This is a genomic window from Tabrizicola fusiformis, from assembly GCF_013328815.1.
GTDB lineage: Bacteria > Pseudomonadota > Alphaproteobacteria > Rhodobacterales > Rhodobacteraceae > Fuscibacter.
The window spans coordinates 240,462-260,156 of record NZ_JABUHN010000002.1; the positions used below are offsets into that span (position 1 = coordinate 240,462).

At 64.5% G+C, this 19,695-nt stretch carries 21 protein-coding genes; 13 read left to right on the forward strand and 8 right to left on the reverse strand.

The window, feature by feature from the left end; translation table 11 throughout:
* Nucleotides 1-15: 15 nt before the first annotated feature.
* The 5 genes from HS053_RS03760 to HS053_RS03780 all read left to right on the forward strand — a co-directional run bounded on the left by HS053_RS03760 (nt 16) and on the right by HS053_RS03780 (nt 4,903).
* Nucleotides 16-1,155 (forward strand): aminomethyltransferase family protein, encoded by a 1,140-nt coding sequence (locus HS053_RS03760; protein ID WP_174209870.1) that lies wholly within the window; start codon nt 16-18, stop codon nt 1,153-1,155.
* Between the two features lie 95 nt (nt 1,156-1,250).
* Nucleotides 1,251-1,868, forward strand: a complete 618-nt coding sequence (locus HS053_RS03765) for a dimethylamine monooxygenase subunit DmmA family protein (protein WP_174209871.1) — start codon at nt 1,251-1,253, stop codon at nt 1,866-1,868.
* Complete coding sequence (locus HS053_RS03770) at nt 1,865-2,827, forward strand: PDR/VanB family oxidoreductase (RefSeq protein WP_174209872.1); 963 nt, start codon at nt 1,865-1,867, stop codon at nt 2,825-2,827. The genes HS053_RS03765 and HS053_RS03770 overlap by 4 nt, the downstream gene beginning before the upstream one ends.
* 10 nt (nt 2,828-2,837) lie before the next feature.
* Nucleotides 2,838-3,908 carry a heme-dependent oxidative N-demethylase family protein gene (locus tag HS053_RS03775; RefSeq protein WP_174209873.1) on the forward strand — a complete coding sequence of 357 codons (1,071 nt, stop codon included), beginning with the start codon at nt 2,838-2,840 and terminating at the stop codon, nt 3,906-3,908.
* Between the two features lie 2 nt (nt 3,909-3,910).
* The gene (locus tag HS053_RS03780) at nt 3,911-4,903 is read left to right on the forward strand and encodes a GlxA family transcriptional regulator (RefSeq protein WP_174209874.1); all 993 of its coding nucleotides are present in this window, start codon (nt 3,911-3,913) and stop codon (nt 4,901-4,903) included.
* Here HS053_RS03780 and HS053_RS03785 read toward each other — a convergent pair whose 3' ends face one another.
* The gene (locus HS053_RS03785; protein ID WP_174209875.1) at nt 4,904-5,755 is read right to left on the reverse strand and encodes a DMT family transporter; all 852 of its coding nucleotides are present in this window, start codon (nt 5,753-5,755) and stop codon (nt 4,904-4,906) included.
* Nucleotides 5,756-5,860: 105 nt separating this feature from the next.
* Between HS053_RS03785 and HS053_RS03790 the strand changes: the two genes are divergently transcribed.
* The 7 genes from HS053_RS03790 (at nt 5,861) to HS053_RS03820 (ending at nt 13,533) form a co-directional block, all read left to right on the forward strand.
* Entirely contained in the window at nt 5,861-8,230 is a 2,370-nt protein-coding gene (locus HS053_RS03790; protein WP_174209876.1) for a DUF1989 domain-containing protein, read from the forward strand.
* A 4-nt stretch (nt 8,231-8,234) separates the two neighbouring features.
* On the forward strand, nt 8,235-8,618 hold the full coding sequence (locus HS053_RS03795) for a group II truncated hemoglobin (RefSeq protein WP_174209877.1): 384 nt from the start codon (nt 8,235-8,237) through the stop codon (nt 8,616-8,618).
* A 70-nt stretch (nt 8,619-8,688) separates the two neighbouring features.
* Nucleotides 8,689-9,081 (forward strand): hypothetical protein, encoded by a 393-nt coding sequence (locus HS053_RS03800; protein ID WP_174209878.1) that lies wholly within the window; start codon nt 8,689-8,691, stop codon nt 9,079-9,081.
* Between the two features lie 256 nt (nt 9,082-9,337).
* Entirely contained in the window at nt 9,338-10,459 is a 1,122-nt protein-coding gene (locus HS053_RS03805) for an extracellular solute-binding protein (RefSeq protein WP_174209879.1), read from the forward strand.
* A 185-nt stretch (nt 10,460-10,644) separates the two neighbouring features.
* A complete protein-coding gene (locus tag HS053_RS03810) occupies nt 10,645-11,727 on the forward strand; it encodes an ABC transporter ATP-binding protein (RefSeq protein ID WP_174209880.1) in 1,083 nt (360 codons plus the stop codon).
* A gap of 3 nt (nt 11,728-11,730) precedes the next feature.
* A complete protein-coding gene (locus tag HS053_RS03815; RefSeq protein WP_174209881.1) occupies nt 11,731-12,654 on the forward strand; it encodes an ABC transporter permease in 924 nt (307 codons plus the stop codon).
* Between the two features lie 9 nt (nt 12,655-12,663).
* Complete coding sequence (locus tag HS053_RS03820; RefSeq protein WP_206677579.1) at nt 12,664-13,533, forward strand: ABC transporter permease; 870 nt, start codon at nt 12,664-12,666, stop codon at nt 13,531-13,533.
* Nucleotides 13,534-13,620: 87 nt separating this feature from the next.
* On the opposite strand, the gene HS053_RS03825 is transcribed toward HS053_RS03820, so the two are convergent.
* The 4 genes from HS053_RS03825 to HS053_RS03840 form a co-directional block, all read right to left on the reverse strand.
* Nucleotides 13,621-14,292: a DUF1638 domain-containing protein gene (locus tag HS053_RS03825; RefSeq protein ID WP_347233289.1), complete on the reverse strand. Its 672-nt coding sequence runs from the start codon at nt 14,290-14,292 to the stop codon at nt 13,621-13,623.
* Nucleotides 14,283-14,438, reverse strand: a complete 156-nt coding sequence (locus tag HS053_RS03830; protein ID WP_174209883.1) for a hypothetical protein — start codon at nt 14,436-14,438, stop codon at nt 14,283-14,285. Before HS053_RS03830 ends, HS053_RS03825 begins: the two co-directional genes overlap by 10 nt.
* Before the next feature lie 59 nt (nt 14,439-14,497).
* Nucleotides 14,498-15,319, reverse strand: coding sequence for a hypothetical protein (locus tag HS053_RS03835; RefSeq protein WP_174209884.1), 822 nt, complete (start codon nt 15,317-15,319; stop codon nt 14,498-14,500).
* 123 nt (nt 15,320-15,442) lie between these two features.
* Nucleotides 15,443-16,138: a corrinoid protein gene (locus HS053_RS03840; protein WP_174209885.1), complete on the reverse strand. Its 696-nt coding sequence runs from the start codon at nt 16,136-16,138 to the stop codon at nt 15,443-15,445.
* 135 nt (nt 16,139-16,273) lie between these two features.
* Here HS053_RS03840 and HS053_RS03845 point away from each other — a divergent pair, with 135 nt between their 5' ends.
* Complete coding sequence (locus tag HS053_RS03845) at nt 16,274-17,380, forward strand: PA0069 family radical SAM protein (RefSeq protein WP_458358875.1); 1,107 nt, start codon at nt 16,274-16,276, stop codon at nt 17,378-17,380.
* Between the two features lie 60 nt (nt 17,381-17,440).
* Here the strand turns inward: HS053_RS03845 and bmt are convergent, their stop codons facing one another.
* The 3 genes from bmt to HS053_RS03860 all read right to left on the reverse strand — a co-directional run bounded on the left by bmt (nt 17,441) and on the right by HS053_RS03860 (nt 19,673).
* Nucleotides 17,441-18,457, reverse strand: a complete 1,017-nt coding sequence (gene bmt, locus HS053_RS03850; protein ID WP_174209886.1) for a betaine--homocysteine S-methyltransferase — start codon at nt 18,455-18,457, stop codon at nt 17,441-17,443.
* A 193-nt stretch (nt 18,458-18,650) separates the two neighbouring features.
* On the reverse strand, nt 18,651-18,965 hold the full coding sequence (locus tag HS053_RS03855) for a DUF1476 domain-containing protein (protein WP_174209887.1): 315 nt from the start codon (nt 18,963-18,965) through the stop codon (nt 18,651-18,653).
* Between the two features lie 96 nt (nt 18,966-19,061).
* Complete coding sequence (locus tag HS053_RS03860) at nt 19,062-19,673, reverse strand: hypothetical protein (RefSeq protein WP_174209888.1); 612 nt, start codon at nt 19,671-19,673, stop codon at nt 19,062-19,064.
* Nucleotides 19,674-19,695: the final 22 nt, after the last annotated feature.

Sequence of the window (19,695 nt, forward strand, 5' to 3'; positions counted from 1 at the left end):
TCAGGGAGACCGCAGATGACCAATTCCTGGCGTTTTTCGACGCTGATCGACCGCCACCGCGCGCTTGGCTCGAATCTGGAAGACTGGAGCGGGATGGGCACCGCCTGGTCCTATTCCAAGGGCGACCCGGATGCCGAATACATGGCGATCCGCACCAAGGCCGGGCTGATGGATGTCTCGGGTCTGAAGAAGGTCCATATCACCGGCCATGCCGCGAGCCATGTGATCGAGCGGGCAACAACCCGCAATGTCGAAAAGCTGATGCCGGGCCGCGCGGTCTATGCCTGTATGCTGAATGACGCGGGCAAGTTCGTCGATGACTGCGTGATCTACCGGATGGGGCCGAACAGCTTCATGGTGGTGCATGGCTCGGGTGCCGGGCATGAACAACTGACCATGGCGGCGACCGGCCGCGATGTGTCGATCCGCTTTGACGACAACCTGCATGATCTGTCGCTGCAAGGGCCGCTGGCGGTGGATTATCTGGAAAAGCACATTCCGGGCGTCCGCCAGCTTGGCTATTTCAGCCACATGCCGACCAGCCTCTTCGGCAAGCCGATCACCCTGTCGCGCACCGGCTACACCGGCGAGCGCGGCTATGAGATTTTCTGCCGCGGGCAGGATGCCGTGATGATCTGGGACCGGATTCTGGAGGAAGGCGCTTCCATGGGGATCATCCCCTGCCGCTTCACCACGCTGGATATGCTGCGCACCGAAAGCTATCTGCTGTTCTTCCCCTTCGACAATTCGGAAATGTATCCGTTCGAGAATGAGGGCCCTGGCGATACTTTGTGGGAGCTTGGCCTCGATTTCACCGTCTCGCCCGGCAAGGTGGGCTTCCGTGGCGCGGAAGAGCATTACCGGCTGAAGGGCAAGGAACGCTTCAAGATCTGGGGGCTGAAGCTGGAAGGCAAGAATGTGCCCGGCAACGGCGCGCCGGTGTTCCGGGGCGATACGCAGGTCGGTGTGGTGACGCAGGCGATGTATTCGCCGCTGAACGACTGGACCGTGGCCATCGCCCGCCTGCCGGTCGATTGCGCCAACAACGGCACCGATCTGGTGGTGAAATGCGGCACCCATGGCCCGATCAAGGCCAAGACCCATTCGCTGCCCTTCTATGACATCGAGAAGAAGCGCCGCACGGCCAAGGACTGATCCTGCCTGAACCCGGTCGGGGGCCTGTCGGCGCGGACAGGGGCCCCCGGCCGGGTGCAAATCCACAAACGGACGGCCACAAACGGACGGAATGCATGACACAGACCCCCCTTTCCACAACAATCAAAAGTCGCCCGGTCTATGCGACGCTCGCGCCGCGCCCGGGCCGTCTGCATCTGATCGTGGCCGATGGCGAAGGCGCCGAAGCCGTGGTTGACCTGATTGCCCGCGCGCCCGACCGCGCCGCGATGCTGGCTGCGGCGCATATCCTTTACACACCCGGCCCGAACGGCACCGACCAATGGGACAGCCTGCAAGCCTTGGGGGCCGCGCAGGTGTTCCGCGCGCCGACCATCCCCACGCTGTTGCCGCGTCTGGCCAAGGTTCTGGCCGATGCCCACATGGGCACCCAGTTCTATCTTGCCGGAACCGAGGGGCTCATTGGGCAGGCCGAGCGCGACATCATGGCGACCGGCGTGCCCTTCGTGGCGATCCAGAAGGAGCATCGCGGATCAACGGTGCGGCGCGTGCAATGTGTGCATTGCAAGGGCATCACCGAAAACGTCGCCACCGATCCGTTCCGGTGCAGCCATTGCGGCCTGAACCTCTTTGTGCGCGACCATTACTCGCGCCGGCTGGCGGCGTTTCAGGGGGTGAACATTGATGCGGAAGACCCGGGTCAGGTGCCCGAAGCGGTAGTGAGGTTCCAATGAGCGGCGGCGCAAAACTCCACGTCCGCGTGGCCGAGGTGGTGCAGGTCAATGACCTGATCAAACGTTTCCGCTTTGTGGCGCGTGATGGCGGCGCGCTTCCCGCCTTTTCCGGCGGCGCCCATACCGTGGTGGAAATGGACGATCACGGCACAAGGCGGCTGAACCCCTATTCGCTGATGTCCGACCCCGAGGATGGCTCGGGCTATGAAATCTCGGTGCGGCGGGATGATGCCGGGCGAGGTGGCTCGCTTTACATGCACAGTCACGTCGTGCCGGGAATGGAGATGGTGATCTCGCATCCCGTGAACCTGTTCGCGCTGGATAACCGGGCGAAGAAGCATCTGATGATCGCGGGCGGCATCGGCATCACGCCGTTTCTGGCGCAGATCGCGCAGCTTTCGCATTTCGGCGGCAAGTTCGAGCTGCATTACGCCGCGCGCAATCCGGCGCTGGGGGCCTATATGGACCGTCTGACGGCGGCGCATCCCGACCGGGTGCATTGCTATTTTGACGATCTTGGCCAGTCGATCGACCTTGGCCGCATCCTGTCGATGCAGCCCTTGGGCACGCATCTCTATGTCTGCGGCCCCAAGGGGATGATTGCCTGGGTTCTGAAAACCGCCGAAGCCATGGGCTGGCCCGCCCGCGCGCTGCATCACGAGGAATTCCTTGCCCCCGGCACCGGATTGCCGTTCGCCGTGGAGCTTGCCGCCTCGGGCAAGACGATCACCGTCGGCCAGACCCAATCCCTGCTTGAGGCGATGGAGGCGGCGGGCGTCGATGCCCCCTACCTCTGCCGTGGCGGGGCCTGCGGGCAATGCGAAACCCATGTGATTCGCTGTGAAGGCACCATCCTGCACCGCGACCACTGGCTGTCGCCCGAAGAGATGGCGGCAGGGCAGAAGATCATGCCCTGCGTTTCCCGTTTTGAGGGCAAGACCCTCGTCATCGACCGATAGGAGCCGCCCCATGAGCCTTGATTTCAAACCCGGCGCGTTCAACGACTTCTTCCGCGACGAGACCTTCCGCGACGATTTCACCTATCGCAACTCGCCGCAGAACATCCGCCGCTTTCCCTTCCCGTTCGACCGCGACGACTACATGTATTCGGTCAATATGGAGCCGCATGTGCCGGGGCGAAAAGGCTCGGTCTTTGAGCATGAGTTCGATGTGGACGAGCATTATGTCTCGGAAATGATCGACCGCGCCAAGGTGCTGGCCGACGATCCGCTGCGCTGTCAGTCGCTGCCGCATATGACGCTGGCGGGCTGGGACTTGCTGGAACTGATCATGGTGTCCAAGGCGCGCGACTATCCGCAATGGTTCAGCCTGACCCGCGACGGCAACCGCTGGCATTGGATCAACCGGCCCTTGGGCATCGACCATACCTTTACCTTCCTTGACGAAAGCACGCTGCCCTACGGGCCGTTTGAATACATCACCCGCCAGACGCAGGGCGATTTCAGCCTTCAGGACGAACGCGACAACGATCTGTGGATGGATGCCGGCATGATCACCAGCCAAGCGGACTGGTCGCTGGATTTCGACATCGGGATGAGCTTCATGGAATGGCACGCGCCGGTGCCGCTGGCGCATGACATGGGCGTGTTCGACCGGGCGCTGAAATTCCTGCTGAAATTGCAGCACGGCGCCCCGGTGCGCCGCTTCAACTGGACGATGACGGTCAATCCCCTGCTCGACACCGCGCCGGAAACCTATCCGAAATGGGGGCCGTCAAAGACCACGCTGACGCAGGAGAACCTTGGCAACAAGCAGCATCTGCGGGTCGAATTGCAGACGCTGTATCGTCTGCCCCGCTCGAATGCGATTGCCTTCGACATCCGCTGCTATCTTGGCAAGTTCGAAGAGCTGGTGACGGTGCCGAAATGGGGCCGCCGCCTGCACCGCGTGGTGCGCGACCTGCACCCGGACCTTGCGACCTACAAGGGCTTTATCCGCAACCGGCCGGCGATGGTGGAATGGCTGTCGAAATATGATGACGGTGCCCCCACCTCGCCCGGCTGGTGGCCCGAGGACTGATGATGGCGACGCTTGCCCCGCTGCGTCTTGGCTTCCTGATGTTCCCGGGTTTCCCGATGGCCTGCCTGACTTCGGCGATCGAGCCTTTGCGGGCGGCCAATGAAATCTCGGGCCGGCGCCAGTTTGAATGGCGGCTGGTGGCGGAAAGTCATGCCCCGGTGCGCTCTTCGGCCGAGGTGCGGTTCGAGCCGGATGTGACCCTGGCCGAATGCGAGGGGCTGGACCATCTTTACATCCTGTCGCCGCCCACCGGCGCCTTTGCCGATCCGCGCCACGGTCAGGCAAGGCTGCGCTGGCTGGAGCGGACGGGCGTGGTGCTGGGCGCCTTTTCCGGGGGCATCTTCCCCTTGGCCCGGGCCGGTCTGATGGAGGGCAAGGGCTGTTCGGTGCATTGGTGCTATGAGGCGGCCTTCAAGGCCGAATTTCCCAAGGTCGAGGCGTCAGAGGCGGTGATCCTGCGCGACGGGCGGCGGATTACGGCTTCGGGCGCGGGGGCGGTGTTCGACCTGATGCTGCGCCTGATCGAAGAACGGCTGGGCCGCCAATGCATGACCGAGGTGGCCTGCTGGTTCCAGCATCCCTTCGTGCGCGATGAGGATGCCAGCCAGAAAGTGCCCGTCGCCCGCACCGCCAGCACGGCAGACCGCCTGCCGCCCGCGATCCGCGAGGCGATCCGGCTGTTTGAAACCCATGTCGAAGACCCGCTGCGCATTCCCGATGTCGCGGCAGCGGTGGACATGTCGGGCCGCCATTTCGAGCGGCTGTTCAAGCGCGAAACCGGGCAAAGCCCGCTGCGCTATTACCGCCACCTGCGGCTGGCCAAGGCGCGGCAGCGGGTGCTCTATTCCAACGACAGTCTGTCGCAGATCGCGGTGTCGGTGGGCTATCCCACCTCCGGCCCGATGGCGCGGCATTATGCCGAGCTTTACGGCGTCAGCCCCAAGGATGAGCGGCGGCTGATGTCAGGGCTGGGGGCGGCGCAGGCGGCGGAATAGCTATCCCTGCACCGACAGCACGGCGATTCCGGCGAAAACCGTGGCGATGCCTGCCCATTGCACCGGGCGCACCGCTTCGGCCAGAAGACGCCATGCCAGAAGGATGGTCAGCACCCCGAAGAGGGCCGAGGCGACGGCGGCATATTCGGGGTGCGGCAGGCTGCCCGAGGCCAGAACCAGCCCCAGCGCCAGGGCGTCCAGCACCCCCATCGCGGCCAGCGTGCCGCGCTGGCTGCGCGGCGGCAGCAGGGGCGCGCGCAGCGCCAGCGCCAGAACCGCGATCAGCCCCAGCGTGACAAGCCGCGCGGTCAGGGTGGCGGGCAGGTCGCCCATCAGCCGCGCCGCCTCTTGCCCCAGCGCAAAGGTGCTGGCAAAGCCCACAGCCCCCAGACCGGCCCAGAGCAGCGCGGGCAGAACCGGGCCGCTGCCGGCGGTTTCCTCGCGTCCCGTCACGGCGACCACGGCGATGCCCAGAACAATGGCCGCCACCGCCGCCCATTCCAGCGGTGCAATCGCCCGGCCCTGCAGACCGGCGATTCCCAGCGACAGCATCGGATAGGCGCCCAGAATCGGCGCCACCAGCCGCACCGGCGCCACGCTCAACGCCCGATACAGCCCGCCCATGCCCAAAGCATAGGCAAAACCCGCCAGCGCCGACACGCCCAGCCCGGCAAGGCTGACCGCCCCCCAATCCGCCCAGATCAGCGCGGGGGCCAGCAAGGCCACGCTCCCGGCGGCCAGAACCGTCAGCATCATCGGCAAAAGGGCCGCCCCCTGCGCCAGTTTGCGCACCAGAAGGTCATGCAGCGCCCAGGCAAAGGCCGCCGCGATCCCAAGGCTTAGTGCCAGCATTTTCGGGCCACTCCCTCACGCAATGCTTGTGCCACGCGAAACCCGTGGTTATTCTTCCTGATGAACAAGTTTTATCCTCATTAAAGAGAGGCGCAAGGGAAAGCCATGCTCGACACGCCCTATCCCCAGATCATCCCCGGCCCGCCGCGCCCCTCGCGCATCCTGACACCGCAGGCGCTGCAACGCCACCCGGGGCGCGAACGGCATGTCGTGCCGGGCGCCGGGGTGGTGATGCTGCGGCTGGGACAGGGCGACCGGCTGACCCTGATCAATGACGAGGGGGGCCAGCCCGCCGAACTCGTTGCTGTGGCGCCGGACGGGCGGATCGACGCGGCGGTGCTGGGCCTTGCGCCCAACGGTCAGGCCGAGGGGCTGAAGGCGCTGCTCGCCGGGGGCGGTTCGGGCATGGGCGCGCTGCGGCGGGGAATTGCGGCGCGGGGGATTGATCTGGCGTCAGCGGGTTCGGTTCGGCTTTTTGCACCCGACACGCCTGCCGGAGCGCGGGCCGAGATGACTGCGCTGGACGATGGCTGGCTGATCCTTGCCGCGCCGGGCCTGCCGATGGCCCCCGAGGCGCAGGATACTGCCACACCGTTGACCCTGCTGGTGCAGCGTTCTAAGCCTGCACTGATCGGAAAACACGATCTGCCTGATCCGCTGGCAGACCCGGTGCTGGACCTGCGGGTGAAATCCGCCACCGCCGAAAGCTATTTCGTCAAGGCGGGCGACTATATCCAGATCCTCGATGTCGATGGCCGCCAATGCACGGATTTTCAATGCTTTGACGCGCGCAAGCTGGACCGGGGCATTGAACATGCGCTGGACGTGACCACCTCGCGCACGCTGATGGGCCATGCCTATTCGATGCCGGGTCTGCATTCGAAATACTTCGATCAGGACTGGGTGCCGCTGGTTGAGGTGGTGCAGGATACCGTGGGCCGCCATGACGCCTTTGCCATGGCCTGCGCCAGCAAATATTACGATGACATCGGCTATCCGGGCCATGTGAACTGTTCGGACAATTTCAACGCCGCGCTGAAGGACCGCGGCGTGACGGCCCGTCCGGGCTGGATGGCCGTCAACATGTTCTTCAACACCAATATCGACGCCCATGGCGTGCTGATCAGTGACGAACCCTGGAGCCGCCCGGGCGATTATGTGCTGCTGCGGGCGCTGACCGATATCGTCTGCGTCAACTCTGCCTGCCCGGACGATACCTCACCGGCCAATGGCTGGTATCTGTCCGACATCCATGTGCGCACCTATTCGGGTGCCGAAAAGTTCAGCCGCGCCATCGCCTGGCGTCCTACCCCAGATTCGGAGCCGAAGATGACCAAGGAAACCGCCTTCCACGACCGCATCTCGGCGCGCACCCGCAATGTCTTGGAATACAAGGGCTATTGGCTGCCCCAGACCTATTCGCAGAACGGCGCGATCGAGGAATATTGGGCCTGCCGCGAAAAGGCGGTGGTGCTGGACCTGTCCCCGCTGCGCAAGTTCGAGGTGACCGGCCCGGATGCCGAGGCGCTGATGCAATGGGTGGTGACCCGCGACATGAAGAAGCTGTCGGCGGGGCAGGTGGTCTATTCCGCGATGTGCTATGAACATGGCGGCATGATCGACGACGGCACGGTGTTCCGGCTGGGCAAGGACCAGTTCCGCTGGATCGGCGGCGACGATTATTCCGGCATCTGGATTCGGGAACAGGCGGAAAAGCTGGGCCTGCGCGCCATGGTCCGTTCATCCACCGATCAGATGCACAATCTGGCGGTGCAGGGGCCGAACAGCCGCGAGATTCTGCGCCGCATGGTCTGGACCGCGCCGCATCAGCCAACGATTGACGAATTGGGCTGGTTCCGCTTCACCGTGGCCCGTCTGGGCGGGCCGTCCGGGGCGCCCTTGGTGGTGTCGCGGACCGGCTATACCGGCGAGTTGGGCTTTGAAATCTTCTGTCATCCCAAGGATGGTTCTGCGGTTTATGATGCCGTCTGGGAACATGGCGGCGATCTGGGGCTGAAGCCGATGGGCCTTGCCGCGCTGGACATGGTGCGGATCGAGGCCGGGCTGATCTTTGCCGGCTATGATTTCAGCGACCAGACCGACCCGTTCGAGGCGGGCATCGGCTTTACCGTGCCGCTGAAATCCAAGACCGACGATTTCATCGGACGCGAGGCGCTGATCCGCCGCAAGGACACCCCCAGCCGCAAGTTCGTCGGGCTTGAGATCGACAGCAATGTCGATGTCCATCACGGCGATTGCCTGCACATCGGCCGCGCGCAGGTGGGGGAGGTGACCTCTTCCATGCGCTCGCCGCTGCTGGGCAAGAACATTGCGCTGGCGCGGGTGGATGTGGCCCATGCCGACGTCGGCACGGCGATCGAGGTGGGCAAGCTGGACGGGCAGCAAAAGCGGCTTCCGGCGGTGATCGTGCCCTTGTCGCATTACGACCCGAAGAAGACCCGTCCGCAGGGCTGATGCCATGGAACCGATGATCGACCGGATCGGCGGCGAAGCGGCGGTTCACCTGTTGGTGGACCGCTTCTATGACCTGATCGAGACCCTGCCGCAGGGCGCCGCGATCATGGACATGCATCTGCGCGGCCACGGTCTGAGCCATGTGCGGCCCGAGCAGTTCGCCTTCCTCTGCGGTTTTTTCGGCGGGCGGCGCTATTACCACGAACGCCACGGCCATATGAACCTGCGCGAGATTCACGCCCATGTCGAAATCCGGGCGCAGGATGCCGAGGATTGGCTGGCTGTGATGGACCGTGCCATGGACGAAACCGGCGTCGCCGAACCGATGCGCGGCCAGATTGCGGCAACCTTCCGCCGGGCGGCGCTGATGCTGGTGAACCGCGCCTGAATTGGTGCCTTGCCCTATTGACCCCGGCCCGCCAATCCCCCACCTGAGGCGTAGAAACCGGAGTATCGCCATGCGCCTTGCCCTTCTGACGGTCCTTGTCCTCGCCGCGGCGCCCGCCGCCGCATACACCACCCGGCTTGGCGAAAGGGTCGAGGCGCGCGGAGAGGGGCAGTTCGAGGTGCTGGCCTCGGCCGGGCAGGGGGCCGCGGCAAGCTGGTGTGCAGCGGGCGATTATGTGCTGCACCGGCTGGGCCTGCCGCCCGAAACCCGGATCTGGCGGCTGTCCGCGCCGCCGCGCGCCGCCGGGCAGGGCGTGACCTTCGGCCTTTCGGCGGCAGGTGCGCAGGGCAGCGGCCTGTTCAATTTCGGCTTCAAAGCGGGTGCGGAGACTGGGCTGACCGCCGCTTTTGCTGAAAACCTGTGCTTTGGCCTTGGGCCGATGCGGGCCGACCCCGAGAGTTGATCGGGCAAAACCATGGCCGGGCAACGAACTCTCCCTATGGGCGAGTTTCTGGCCTTATGGCTTTGTCTTAACTGGCCTCACAGCAATTTGTTGACACCGTCCCCCTGCGCGCGAGTAAGCTTGCCTTACTGACCGCGCAAAGGGGCGGTTTGTCGTGGTTTTGTCACGGATCGCCCCCCAGCCTGTGTCTGTCAAAAAGGGCAGCCTGCCTGCCTTACAAATCCGCGTCAGCGGAACAACTCAGGGAGCATCTACCGTGTCGAATTCCTCTTCGATCAGCCGCCGCGGCTTTCTCAAGCGGTCTGCTGCCGTGGGCGCGGGCGCATTGGCTGCGCCGGCCCTCATCTCGTCCAAGGCGCTGGCCTCGTCGGGCGAGCTGAACTTCGTGGGCTGGGCCGGGTATCCGGCGCTGGCCGAAAAGGTCTTTCCGGCCTTCACCGCCGCCACCGGCATCACCGTGAACTTCAAGGAACTGCCCGATCAGGACACCATGTTCGCTGAAGGCAAGGTGGCCCTTGAGGCGGGCGGAATCGACGTGATGGAGCCGACCATCGACCGCGTCGGCGCCTGGAACTCGAACGGGCTGCTGGGCGCGTTTGACGAATCCAAGCTGGCGATGGACAATTATCTGCCGGGTCTGGCCGATGGCGCCGCGGGCGAGCGCAGCCGCAAGGATGGCGCGCTGCTTTATGTGCCGTCGAACTGGGGCACCGAGGCGCTGGTGGTGAACGAAGCCGAAGCCAAGGTCACCGGCTCGCTCGGCGATCTGTTCAGCGCCGACAATCAGGTCACCCTGCGCCCCCATTCGGCGCTGGCTGCGATGGGCCGCTGGCTGGATGCCACGGGCAAGCTGCCGCGTCCGTGGATGGACGGCTACACCGACATGGCCGCCATGGCCGAGCTGTGGGATATCGCGCTGGCCGAGGCGATCAAGGCCAAGGGCAATGTGGTGCAATGGTGGTCGGGCGAGAACGAGGCGAATGCCGGCTTTACCGCCAATGGCGCCACGGTCGGCCTGTGCTGGGATTCGACCGGCTTCAACCTGCGCAATGACGGCTACAAATATGTCGCCCCCAGCGAAGGTGCCTTTGCATGGCATCAGGGCTTTGTCCTGATGAAGAATGCGGCCAACGTCGAACAGGCGCATGAGTTCGTCAAATACGTCTCCACCGCCGAGGGCGCTGCGGGCTGGGCCACGGCCTTCTCGTCGAACCCGGTGGGCAAGGGCGCGGCGGACCTGATGAACCCCGATGTCTCGGCCTATTACAACGGCACTTTCAACGACGAGGCTCTGTCCAAGCTGTGGTGGTGGCCCGATCAGTCGGCAGAATTCCTCGCCAAGCGCGCCGAATACGCCGACAAATACAAGGCCGCCTGATCAAGGGGCCAACCCTATCCGCGCCGGGTTCCGCAAGGAGCCCGGCGTGCGTGTTTTCGGGCAGAAGCCACCGGCGCTGGACCAATCCGACAGGCCAATCTGGCTATAGCCATTGCAGGGCAATAGCGGCCTGCTAGGCTGCAACAAAGGCCTTAACAAAAGACCAACAGGGGGAAGACGATCCAATGAGCGCAGGGATTGATCTTGATGACGTGTGTTGCGATTTCGGCAGCTTTCGCGCGGTGGACCATGCCAATGTCGCCATCAAGCCGGGAGAGTTCTTTTCCTTTCTGGGTCCGTCGGGCTGTGGCAAGACCACCATCCTGCGGATGATCTCTGGCTTTACCGAGCCGACGCAGGGCGCCATTCGCATCGGCGGCAAGGACATGAAGGGCCAGCGGCCAAACCAGCGGCCGACGGCGCTGATCTTTCAGAACCTCGCGCTGTTTCCGCTGATGTCGATCTGGGAGAACATCTCGTTCGGGCTTGAGGTGCGGGGCGTGGACAAGGCGACCCGCCGCGCCAAGGCCGAAGAGCTGCTGCGGCTGGTCGATCTGCCCGGCGCGGCCGACAAGATGGTCAGCCAGCTTTCGGGCGGCCAGAAACAGCGGGTGGCGATTGCCCGTGCGCTGGCGGTGGAGCCGGCGGTGATGCTCCTGGACGAGCCCTTGTCGGCGCTGGACCTGAAACTGCGCCAGCATATGCGGGCCGAGTTGCGCGCCATCCAGAAACGCACCGGCGTCACCTTCATCTACATCACCCATGATCAGGGCGAGGCGCTGGCGATGTCCGACCGGGTTGGCGTCATGTCCCAGGGCCGCATCCAGCAGATCGCCGATCCGCGCGACATCTACAACAACCCGGTGAACGGGTTCGTCGCCAGCTTCGTCGGTGAAAACAACATCTTCGAAGGCAGCACCGGCCCCGCCGCCGAAGGGCAGGCCGCGTTCACCACCCCCGAAGGCAGTTTCCGCGCCCGCATCGCCCCCGACGCCGTTGGCAAGCCGGTCAAGCTTTACGTCCGCCCCGAACACACCTTCCTTGCGACGACCGCCGGAACCGAAAACGCCGTGCCGGTGACGGTGACCGAAGTGGCCTTCGAAGGTTCGTTCATCTCGGTGCTGACGCGCAGCGAAACCGGCAAGATCGTGGTGGCCGAAATCCGCAATGACGGCTCGGCCACGGTGCCCGATGTGGGCGCCCGGCTTTACGCCAGCTTCGACGCCGCCCGCGCCGCCCTCTTGCCCGACGCCAATGTGAGGGGCTGACCCATGTCCGACATGTTCCGCCGCTATGGCCGGGGGCTGACGCTGCTGATCGGGTTGCTGGTGGCCTTCTGGCTGGTGATGCTGGTGATCGTGCCGAACATCACGCTGTTTGAACAAAGCTTCCGCCCCTATCTGCCGTTGACCGAAGTGGGCGGCCCGCGCGATACCTATTCCTTCGCCAATTACCTGAAGGTGTTCGACGGGTTGGTGGAGACCTCGTTTCTGGGCATCCCGTTCCACATCCCGGTCCATATCCTGACCTTCTTCCTGACCATCTGGTATTCGATGGTGGTGACGGTCATCTGCTTTGTGCTGGCCTATCCTCTGGCCTATTACATGGCCAAGACGGTGCAGCCCAAATCGCTGCCGACGCTGTTCCTCTTGCTGTTCGTGCCGCTCTGGGTGTCCGAGGTGCTGCGCGCCTTTGCGTGGTGGATCATCCTTGCCCTGAAAGGTCCACTGAACGCCCTGCTGCTCGGCATCGGCATTCTGGACAAGCCGGTCCGCTGGATCACCGATTACGATGCGGTCGTGATCGGGCTGATCTATACCTATGTGCTTTTCATGCTGTTCCCGATCTACAACGCCATCTCCTCGCTTGACACCAACCAGATCGAGGCGGCCGACGATCTGGGCGCGCCCTGGTGGAAGATCCACTGGCGCATCGTGCTGCCCCATGCCAAGCCGGGCATCGCCTCGGGCGCGGTCATGGTCTTCATGCTCTCGGCGGGCTCGCTTCTGGTGCCGTCGATCCTTGGCTCCACCACCTCGCAGTGGTTCACCCAGACCATCGACCAATGGTTCAAGGACGCGCTCGACTGGAACACCGCCTCGGCCTATGCCTTCCTCCTGCTGATCCTCTGCACGGTCTTCGTCACGCTGGCGATGAAGTTGTTCAAGGTGAAGCTCTCGGACATCGCAAAATAGGGGGCCATGATGCACAAGTTCCGTCAGACGCTTTCGCATCTCTACATGGTGGCCTTCCTGTTCTTCATGCTGGCGCCGCTCGCCGTGATGTCGGGGGCCGCCTTCAACGACAACAAACTGCCCTCGATCGTGCCGTGGAAGGGCTGGACGCTGCATTGGTTCACCGAGCTTCTGGCCGATAGCCGCATGATGATCGCCTTCCGCAACACGCTTCTGGTGGCGCTGGCGGTGGCGGTGCTGGCGGTGATCATCGGCACGGCGGCGGCTATCCTGATCAATTCGGTGTCGGGGCGGCTGCGCTCGGCGCTTTATGGCATGATGATCTCCACCATCCTGATCCCCGGCGTGGTGATCGGCATTTCCACCATGATCATGTGGACCAAACTGGGCGGCGCGATCTTCGGCCCGGATAAGCCCTTCCCCTTCATCCCCGGCCTGCATCTGTCGGTGCTGGGGCAGGTCAGCTATATCGCCGCCATGGTGATGCTTCTGGTCCTCGCCCGGCTGCAAAGCTTTGACGCCGGGCTGGAAGAGGCGGCACTCGATCTGGGCGCCACCCACGGGCAGGTGATGCGGCGCATCCTCTTGCCGCATCTTTACCCGGCACTCGGGGCCGGGGGCGCCGTGGCCTTCTTCCAGTCGATCGAGAATTTCAACGTCACCCAGTTCACAAGGGGCGGGGCCGATACGCTGACGGTCTATGTCTTCTCCAAGGTCCGCTCGGGCATCACACCCACAATCAATGCGCTGGCCTTCCTCCTGATCGTGGCCACGCTGATCCTTGCCGTTGTCTACGAACTCAACCGTCGCAACCGCGTCCGCATCGAAATCGCGCGTGAGGCCGAAGCCCGCCGCGCCACCTTCGCCGAAGAGCTGTAACGAACCGGGGGGCGCCCTGACCTGCGCCCCCCATCCTCTCTCCAGAAATATCCCGGGGGTGCGGGGGCTGGCCCCCGCTCCGCGGCTTCAACCCCTCGCGGCATCCGCCATGAAGCCCGCCAGATCGCCATAGCCGGTAAAGCGCCGCTCATAGGCCAGACCCAACCGCGCGGCACAGTCGCGCGCCCGGGCATCCAGCGCAGGATCGTCGATCTGCGCCTGATAGACCAGCTTGGTGTAATTGCCGAAATACATGTCGCGCAGCTCGGGGTGGCGGTCCAGCCCCATCGGCTTCCAGACAAAGGCATCGAACTGCCGCACCAGAAAATCGGTCAGGTAGAAGGCGGTGAACTCGCTGTCGGCATGGGCTGCAAAGGCATCATTGCCCTCAAAGAAGCTGTAGCAATGCGGCCCGGCGATCATCTCGACCCCCAGACGGTCACAGGCGGCCTGCAACTGGCCGCCGGTGCCGCAATCGGCGTAAAGCACATGGATGGCGTCATAATCGCCACGCCGTGCCTCGACCACGCGCACCACCTCTTCGGTGATCTTCTCGGGGTAGAGGTGCAGCTTGGCAGGCAGGCATTGCAGATCGAGATGGTCCCAGCCGTTCAGCCGCTTCAGCGCCAGCACCTCATGCGCCAAGGCACCGCAAGCCAAAAGCAGCACACGCCCGGCCGCCTCGGGCGAAGGTCCGACCGCCAGCCCGCTTTCGGTCAGGCTGTCGTCATCCGGGGCCTTGTCCCCAGTCAGCGCCACGCAAGACCCCGGACGGCGGCGGCCAGCACAAGGGCGCCAAGCGCCGCCCAGATCAGCGGCAGGTCCAGCGCCTGCACGGCCCAGAGCGTGGCTCCGGCGGCGGCGATCACGGCAAGGACAATGGCAAGAAAATGGGGCAGGGGCATCGCAATCTCCTCTGCAACAAAGATGGACCCGCGCGGCGCCTTTGCCAAGAGCCCGCCCCTCAGGCCGGCATCATATAGCCGCCGCGCACCACCATTTTCGGCCCGTTTTTGGTGAACAGCCGGCGCCCCTCGAACACCGTCCGGTAAAGCCAGGCGATTTCCTCGCCGGTTTCGCAATAGCCGATTTCGCCATCGGCAAAGAAGATGTCGATCTTCTCGTCGCCATGTTCGTCGGAATAGGTTTCCTGCGCGCCATGCAGGATCATCGGCACCCCGCAGCGGCGGTTGATGAAGGTCTGCACATCCAGAAATTCGGGGCTGCGGGAATGCGCCTCTCCCAGCCGCTCTTCAAAGACGGCGATGTTGCGGCCCGGGTCCGAGGCCGGAACGATGCCGTAAAGATCGAAGTCGCCGTGAATGTATTTGCCCGCCAGAAGATGGCTGCTGGACGAGAATTTCAGGCAGCCATAGCGTTTGCTCGCCGGGTCAAGATCGACGAAATACTGCTTGCCGCCCGGCACATAGGTCAGGCTTTGCTGATCTTCCCATGTGCGGACCTTCTCGTGGATCTGGGCCTGCGAAAAGCTGCCCCAGATGTCCAGCGCCTTTTGGTATTTCTTGTCGGTCTCATAGGCGGCGGGTCCGGTGACCGTGGGGTCCACCACCAGCCCGGCACAGTCGATCTGGCCCGCCACCGGATGGGCATAGGGGTTGTTCGCCGTCTTGGCCTTGCAGTCCAGCCGCTTGGCCACGCAATCCTTGTCGCCGATGAAGCGCAGCGACATCAGATTGGTCCGCCGCACCAGAATGGTGACGTTGAACAGCTTTGCCGCATCCTGAAAGACGCGCTTGTGTTCGGGGGACATGGCAACTTCGGGCATGACGGACCTTCGGGGGCAAAGCATCGGCTGAAATGCCGACAGATTGCCATACTGCGCGCCCCGGGCAAGTCAAAAGGCCCCGCAGATCGCACTGCGGGGCCTTTCCATACCTTGCGGGCGGTCTCAGCCGTTCATCTGGTTGTGCTTGCGCGCAACCCAGGTCTTGGCGGTTTCCACCGCGACAGCCGCATCGCGGCAATAGGCATCGGCGCCGATCGCCTTGCCGAACTCTTCGTTCAGCGGCGCACCGCCGACGAGGATGATGTAATCCTCGCGCAGGCCCTTTTCCTTCATCGTGTCGATCACGACCTTCATATAGGGCATGGTGGTGGTCAGCAGGGCCGACATGCCAAGGATATCGGGCTGTTCGGTTTCCAGCGCCTCGAGATATTTCTCGACGCTGTTGTTGATGCCCAGGTCCTTCACCTCAAAGCCGGCGCCTTCCATCATCATGGCGACAAGGTTCTTGCCGATGTCGTGGATGTCGCCCTTGACGGTGCCGATCACCATCTTGCCCATGCGCGGCGCGCCGGTTTCGGCCAGAAGCGGCTTGAGGATGGCCATGCCCGCCTTCATCGCATTGGCGGCGAGCAGCACTTCGGGAACGAAGAGGATACCGTCGCGGAAGTCGGCGCCGACAATCGTCATGCCCGCGACCAGCGCCTTGGTCAGGACGTCATAGGGCGTCCAGCCGCGTTCCAAGAGGATGTTGACGCCTTCCTCGATCTCTTCCTTCAGACCGTCGTAAAGGTCGTCATGCATCTGCAGGACAAGTTCGTCATCGGAAAGTTCGGACAGGATGATTTCGTCGTCGGCCATCTGGGCGCTCCTTCGGGCAGTTGCCATGTGTCTGGGGCCAAAGCCCGGCTGGCACTTTTCGGTTTACGACATGGCCGAAGTCAAAGCCGACAGCAAGGGGTCGCAGGCGGGAAAAGACTTGGGGGTGTTCCCTTAATGTTCTATCATGCCGCCATGACCGGAACCGACCGAACCCTTTTGCCCGGAAGCCGGGTCCGTGCCCGGGGCACGGCCGACAATGCCGCCGGCCGGTATGAGCCGACGGCCCGCGTCGCCTTTGACGATGGCTGGGATATCGAAGAGACCGACCGGCTCTTGAAAACCGAGGTGCGGGCAGAGATCCCGCGTTCGGCTCTGACGTTCAACCGCTCTCCCGATCTGCCGTTTGATCGTTCGGTCAATCCCTATCGCGGCTGCGAACATGGCTGCATCTATTGCTTTGCCCGGCCGAGCCATGCCTACCTCAACCTCTCGCCCGGCCTCGATTTCGAGACCCGGCTGATCGCCCGCCCCGGCATCGGCGCCGTGCTTGAGCGGGAGTTGCGGGCGAAGTCCTACAAGGTGGCGCCGGTGGCGATCGGCACCAACACCGACCCCTATCAGCCCTGCGAGGCCGAATGGCGGGTGATGCGTGAGGTGGTTGCTGTGCTGGCGGCCTTTCGCCATCCGCTGGCCATCACCACCAAGGGCACGCTGATCGAACGCGACCTTGACCTGCTGGCACCGATGGCGGCGCAGGGGTTGCTTCGGGTGGGGATTTCGGTCACCACGCTGGACCCCGGCCTGTCGCGGCGGATGGAGCCGCGGGCCGCAGCGCCCGCGCGGCGGCTTGAGGTGATCCGGCGGCTGACGGCGGCGGGTGTGCCGGTGCGGGCCATGGTGGCGCCGGTGGTGCCCGGCCTGACCGACCACGAACTTGAGCCGATCCTTGCAGCGGTGAAGCAGGCGGGGGCGGTGGCGGCCAGCTATATCGCGCTGCGCCTGCCCGGCGAGGTGGCGCCGCTGTTTCGGGACTGGCTGGCAAGCCATGTGCCCGACCGCGCGGCCAAGGTCATGGCCCGGGTGCGCGACATGCACGGCGGGCGCGACTATGACCCGGAATGGGGCCGGCGGATGAAGGGGCAGGGGCTTTGGGCGGAACTTCTGGCGCAGCGTTTCGCCAAGGCGGTGAAGCGGCTGGATCTGGTGCGCGACATGCCGGGGCTGCGCTGCGACCTATTTGCACCACCGCCCCGGGCAGGGGATCAGATGAGCCTCTTCTGAGGCTCATCCAAATTTCTTCGAAGAAATTTGCAAATTCGTTCGAACGAATTTGGCCCGGCCCTAGCCGCGGCGCCCGCGCCGTTCGCGCTTCGGCTCGCCCGAGGTGTCGCCGGTGCCGTCCGAGGTCGAGGAGAAGCCACCCAGCTTGGCCGAAACATCCTCAAGCGTCGGCTTCGGGCCGCGCGGCCGGGTTTCCAGCGCCGCGCGCATCGCCACCAGATGTTCGGCCATGGTGCCGCAGCAGCCGCCGATGATCTTCACCCCGGCATCGCGCGCCAGCACGGCATATTCCGCCATCAATTCCGGGGTGCCGTCATAATGGATATGGCCGTCGTGATATTTCGGGATGCCGGCATTGCCCTTGGCGATCACCGGAAAATGGGCGCCATGGGCGATGAAGCCCATGACTGTGCGCATCAGGTCGCTGGCGCCGACGCCGCAATTGGCACCGAAGGCCAGCGGCGGATAGGGCAGGGTATCGACCAGATCGGACAGCCCGGCCGAAGTGACGCCCATCATCGTGCGCCCGGCGGTGTCGAAGCTCATCGTGCCGCACCACGGCATTCCGGCAAGCCGGGCCGCCTCGGCGGCGGCCTTGTATTCCTCCGGCGCGGAAATGGTCTCGATCCACAGCACATCGGCGCCGCCTTCCTTCAGGCCCTCGGCCTGTTCGTGGAAGATTTCGACGGCGGTGGCATGGGTCATGGTGCCCATCGGTTCAAAGATTTCGCCGGTCGGGCCGACCGAGCCGGCGACGATCACGGTGCGGCCTGAGGCATCGGCGATCTCGCGGCCCAGTGCTGCGCCGACGCGGTTCAGCTCGCGCACACGGCCTTGCGCATTGTGCAGCTTCAGCCGGGCGGCATTGCCGCCGAAGGTGTTGGTCAGGAAGATGTCCGACCCGGCCTGAACCGAGCCGCGATAAAGGCTGCGGATATTCTCGGGCTTGTCGGTGTTCCAAAGCTCCGGCGGTTCTCCTGCCGTCAGACCCATGTTGAACAGGTTGGTTCCGGTGGCGCCATCGGCCATCAGCCAGTCGCGGGTGGACAGGAGCTGCGAGAGTTTATCGAGGGACATGATCCGCCTTCGGTCCTTGGGGCTTTGCCTTCTCCTGCCATGGGCAGGGGGCGTTGGCAAATTCATAATCCGCATGATGATGTTCGACGCGGCGCGGGGCAATTGCGCAGGCCCCCGGTGCGGCAGGGGGGCAAAAAGCGGGGGCCGGACGCCGTCCTGCGGTGCCCGGCCCCCTGAACCGCCTGAAGCGGGATCAGAATTCGTTCATCAACTGCGCCTTGGCGACCGGCAGCAATTCGGCCAGTTTAGCGCGAATCTCGTCGGCGCTGGCCTTGCTCCCCAGATCGGCCGCCAGCTTGCGCACCACGTCTTCGTCGCCGGCCTCTTCGAAATCGGCGGCGACCACGCTCATCGCATATTCGGCGGCGGCATCGCCCTCTTTGCCCAGAAGCCCGGCGGCCCAGAGACCCGTCAGCTTGTTGCGGCGCGCCTCGGCGCGGAACTGCATCTCCGAGTCATGGGCGAACTTGTTTTCGAAGGCATTCTCGCGGTCGTCGAACGTGGTCATGGGCTGGCCCTCCGGGGTCATGGATGCTTTCTTCCCATATGCCCAAGCCGGGGCATCGCTTCAAGCCCCTGCAAGCTGCGGCCGATGCGCCCGGGGTCAATCGGGGGCGGCAATCGCGGGCGGATGCCAGCGGCAGGCGGTCATCCGGGCCGAAACCGCACAGGACTTCGTATCGCGCCAGCCCGCCGCCCGCATCCGGGTGCGCAGGACGGGCTCGGGCAGGGGGGTGCCTCTGCCCTTTGGGGTTACCGTCCAGAGCGGCAGACCGGGATGGTCCGCCATCACCAAGAGCGCCGCCTCCAGTGCAGCAAGGTCGGGCAATTCGGCAACGGCCAGCACGGGCGACCCATCCCCATCCCCATCCCCGACCCCGGCAAGGGCCTCCAGCAGCGCGGCATCGGTCACCGGACCCAGCCGCAGCACGGCCCTGTCCGGGCCGATGCCCAGCTTTTCGGCCAGCCCCGGCGGCGGTTTGGCCAGCGCGCGGACCCAGGCTGCGGCCTCCCGCGCGCAAAGATCGGCTTCGATCACGCCCGGCCGGGTCTCGATCCGCAGGGTATCGCCCGCGGCGGCAAAGCCGGTGATCTCGCCCCGCGCGATCTGCGCCCGCACTGCGCCGCGCAGGATCAGTCCTTCGGCCTCAAGCAACAGCTTGCCGGGGCCTGCCTTGCCGTCAAACCGGATTTCGCCCGCCGCTTCGCGCCCCATCACACCCTCCATGGCTGCGTCT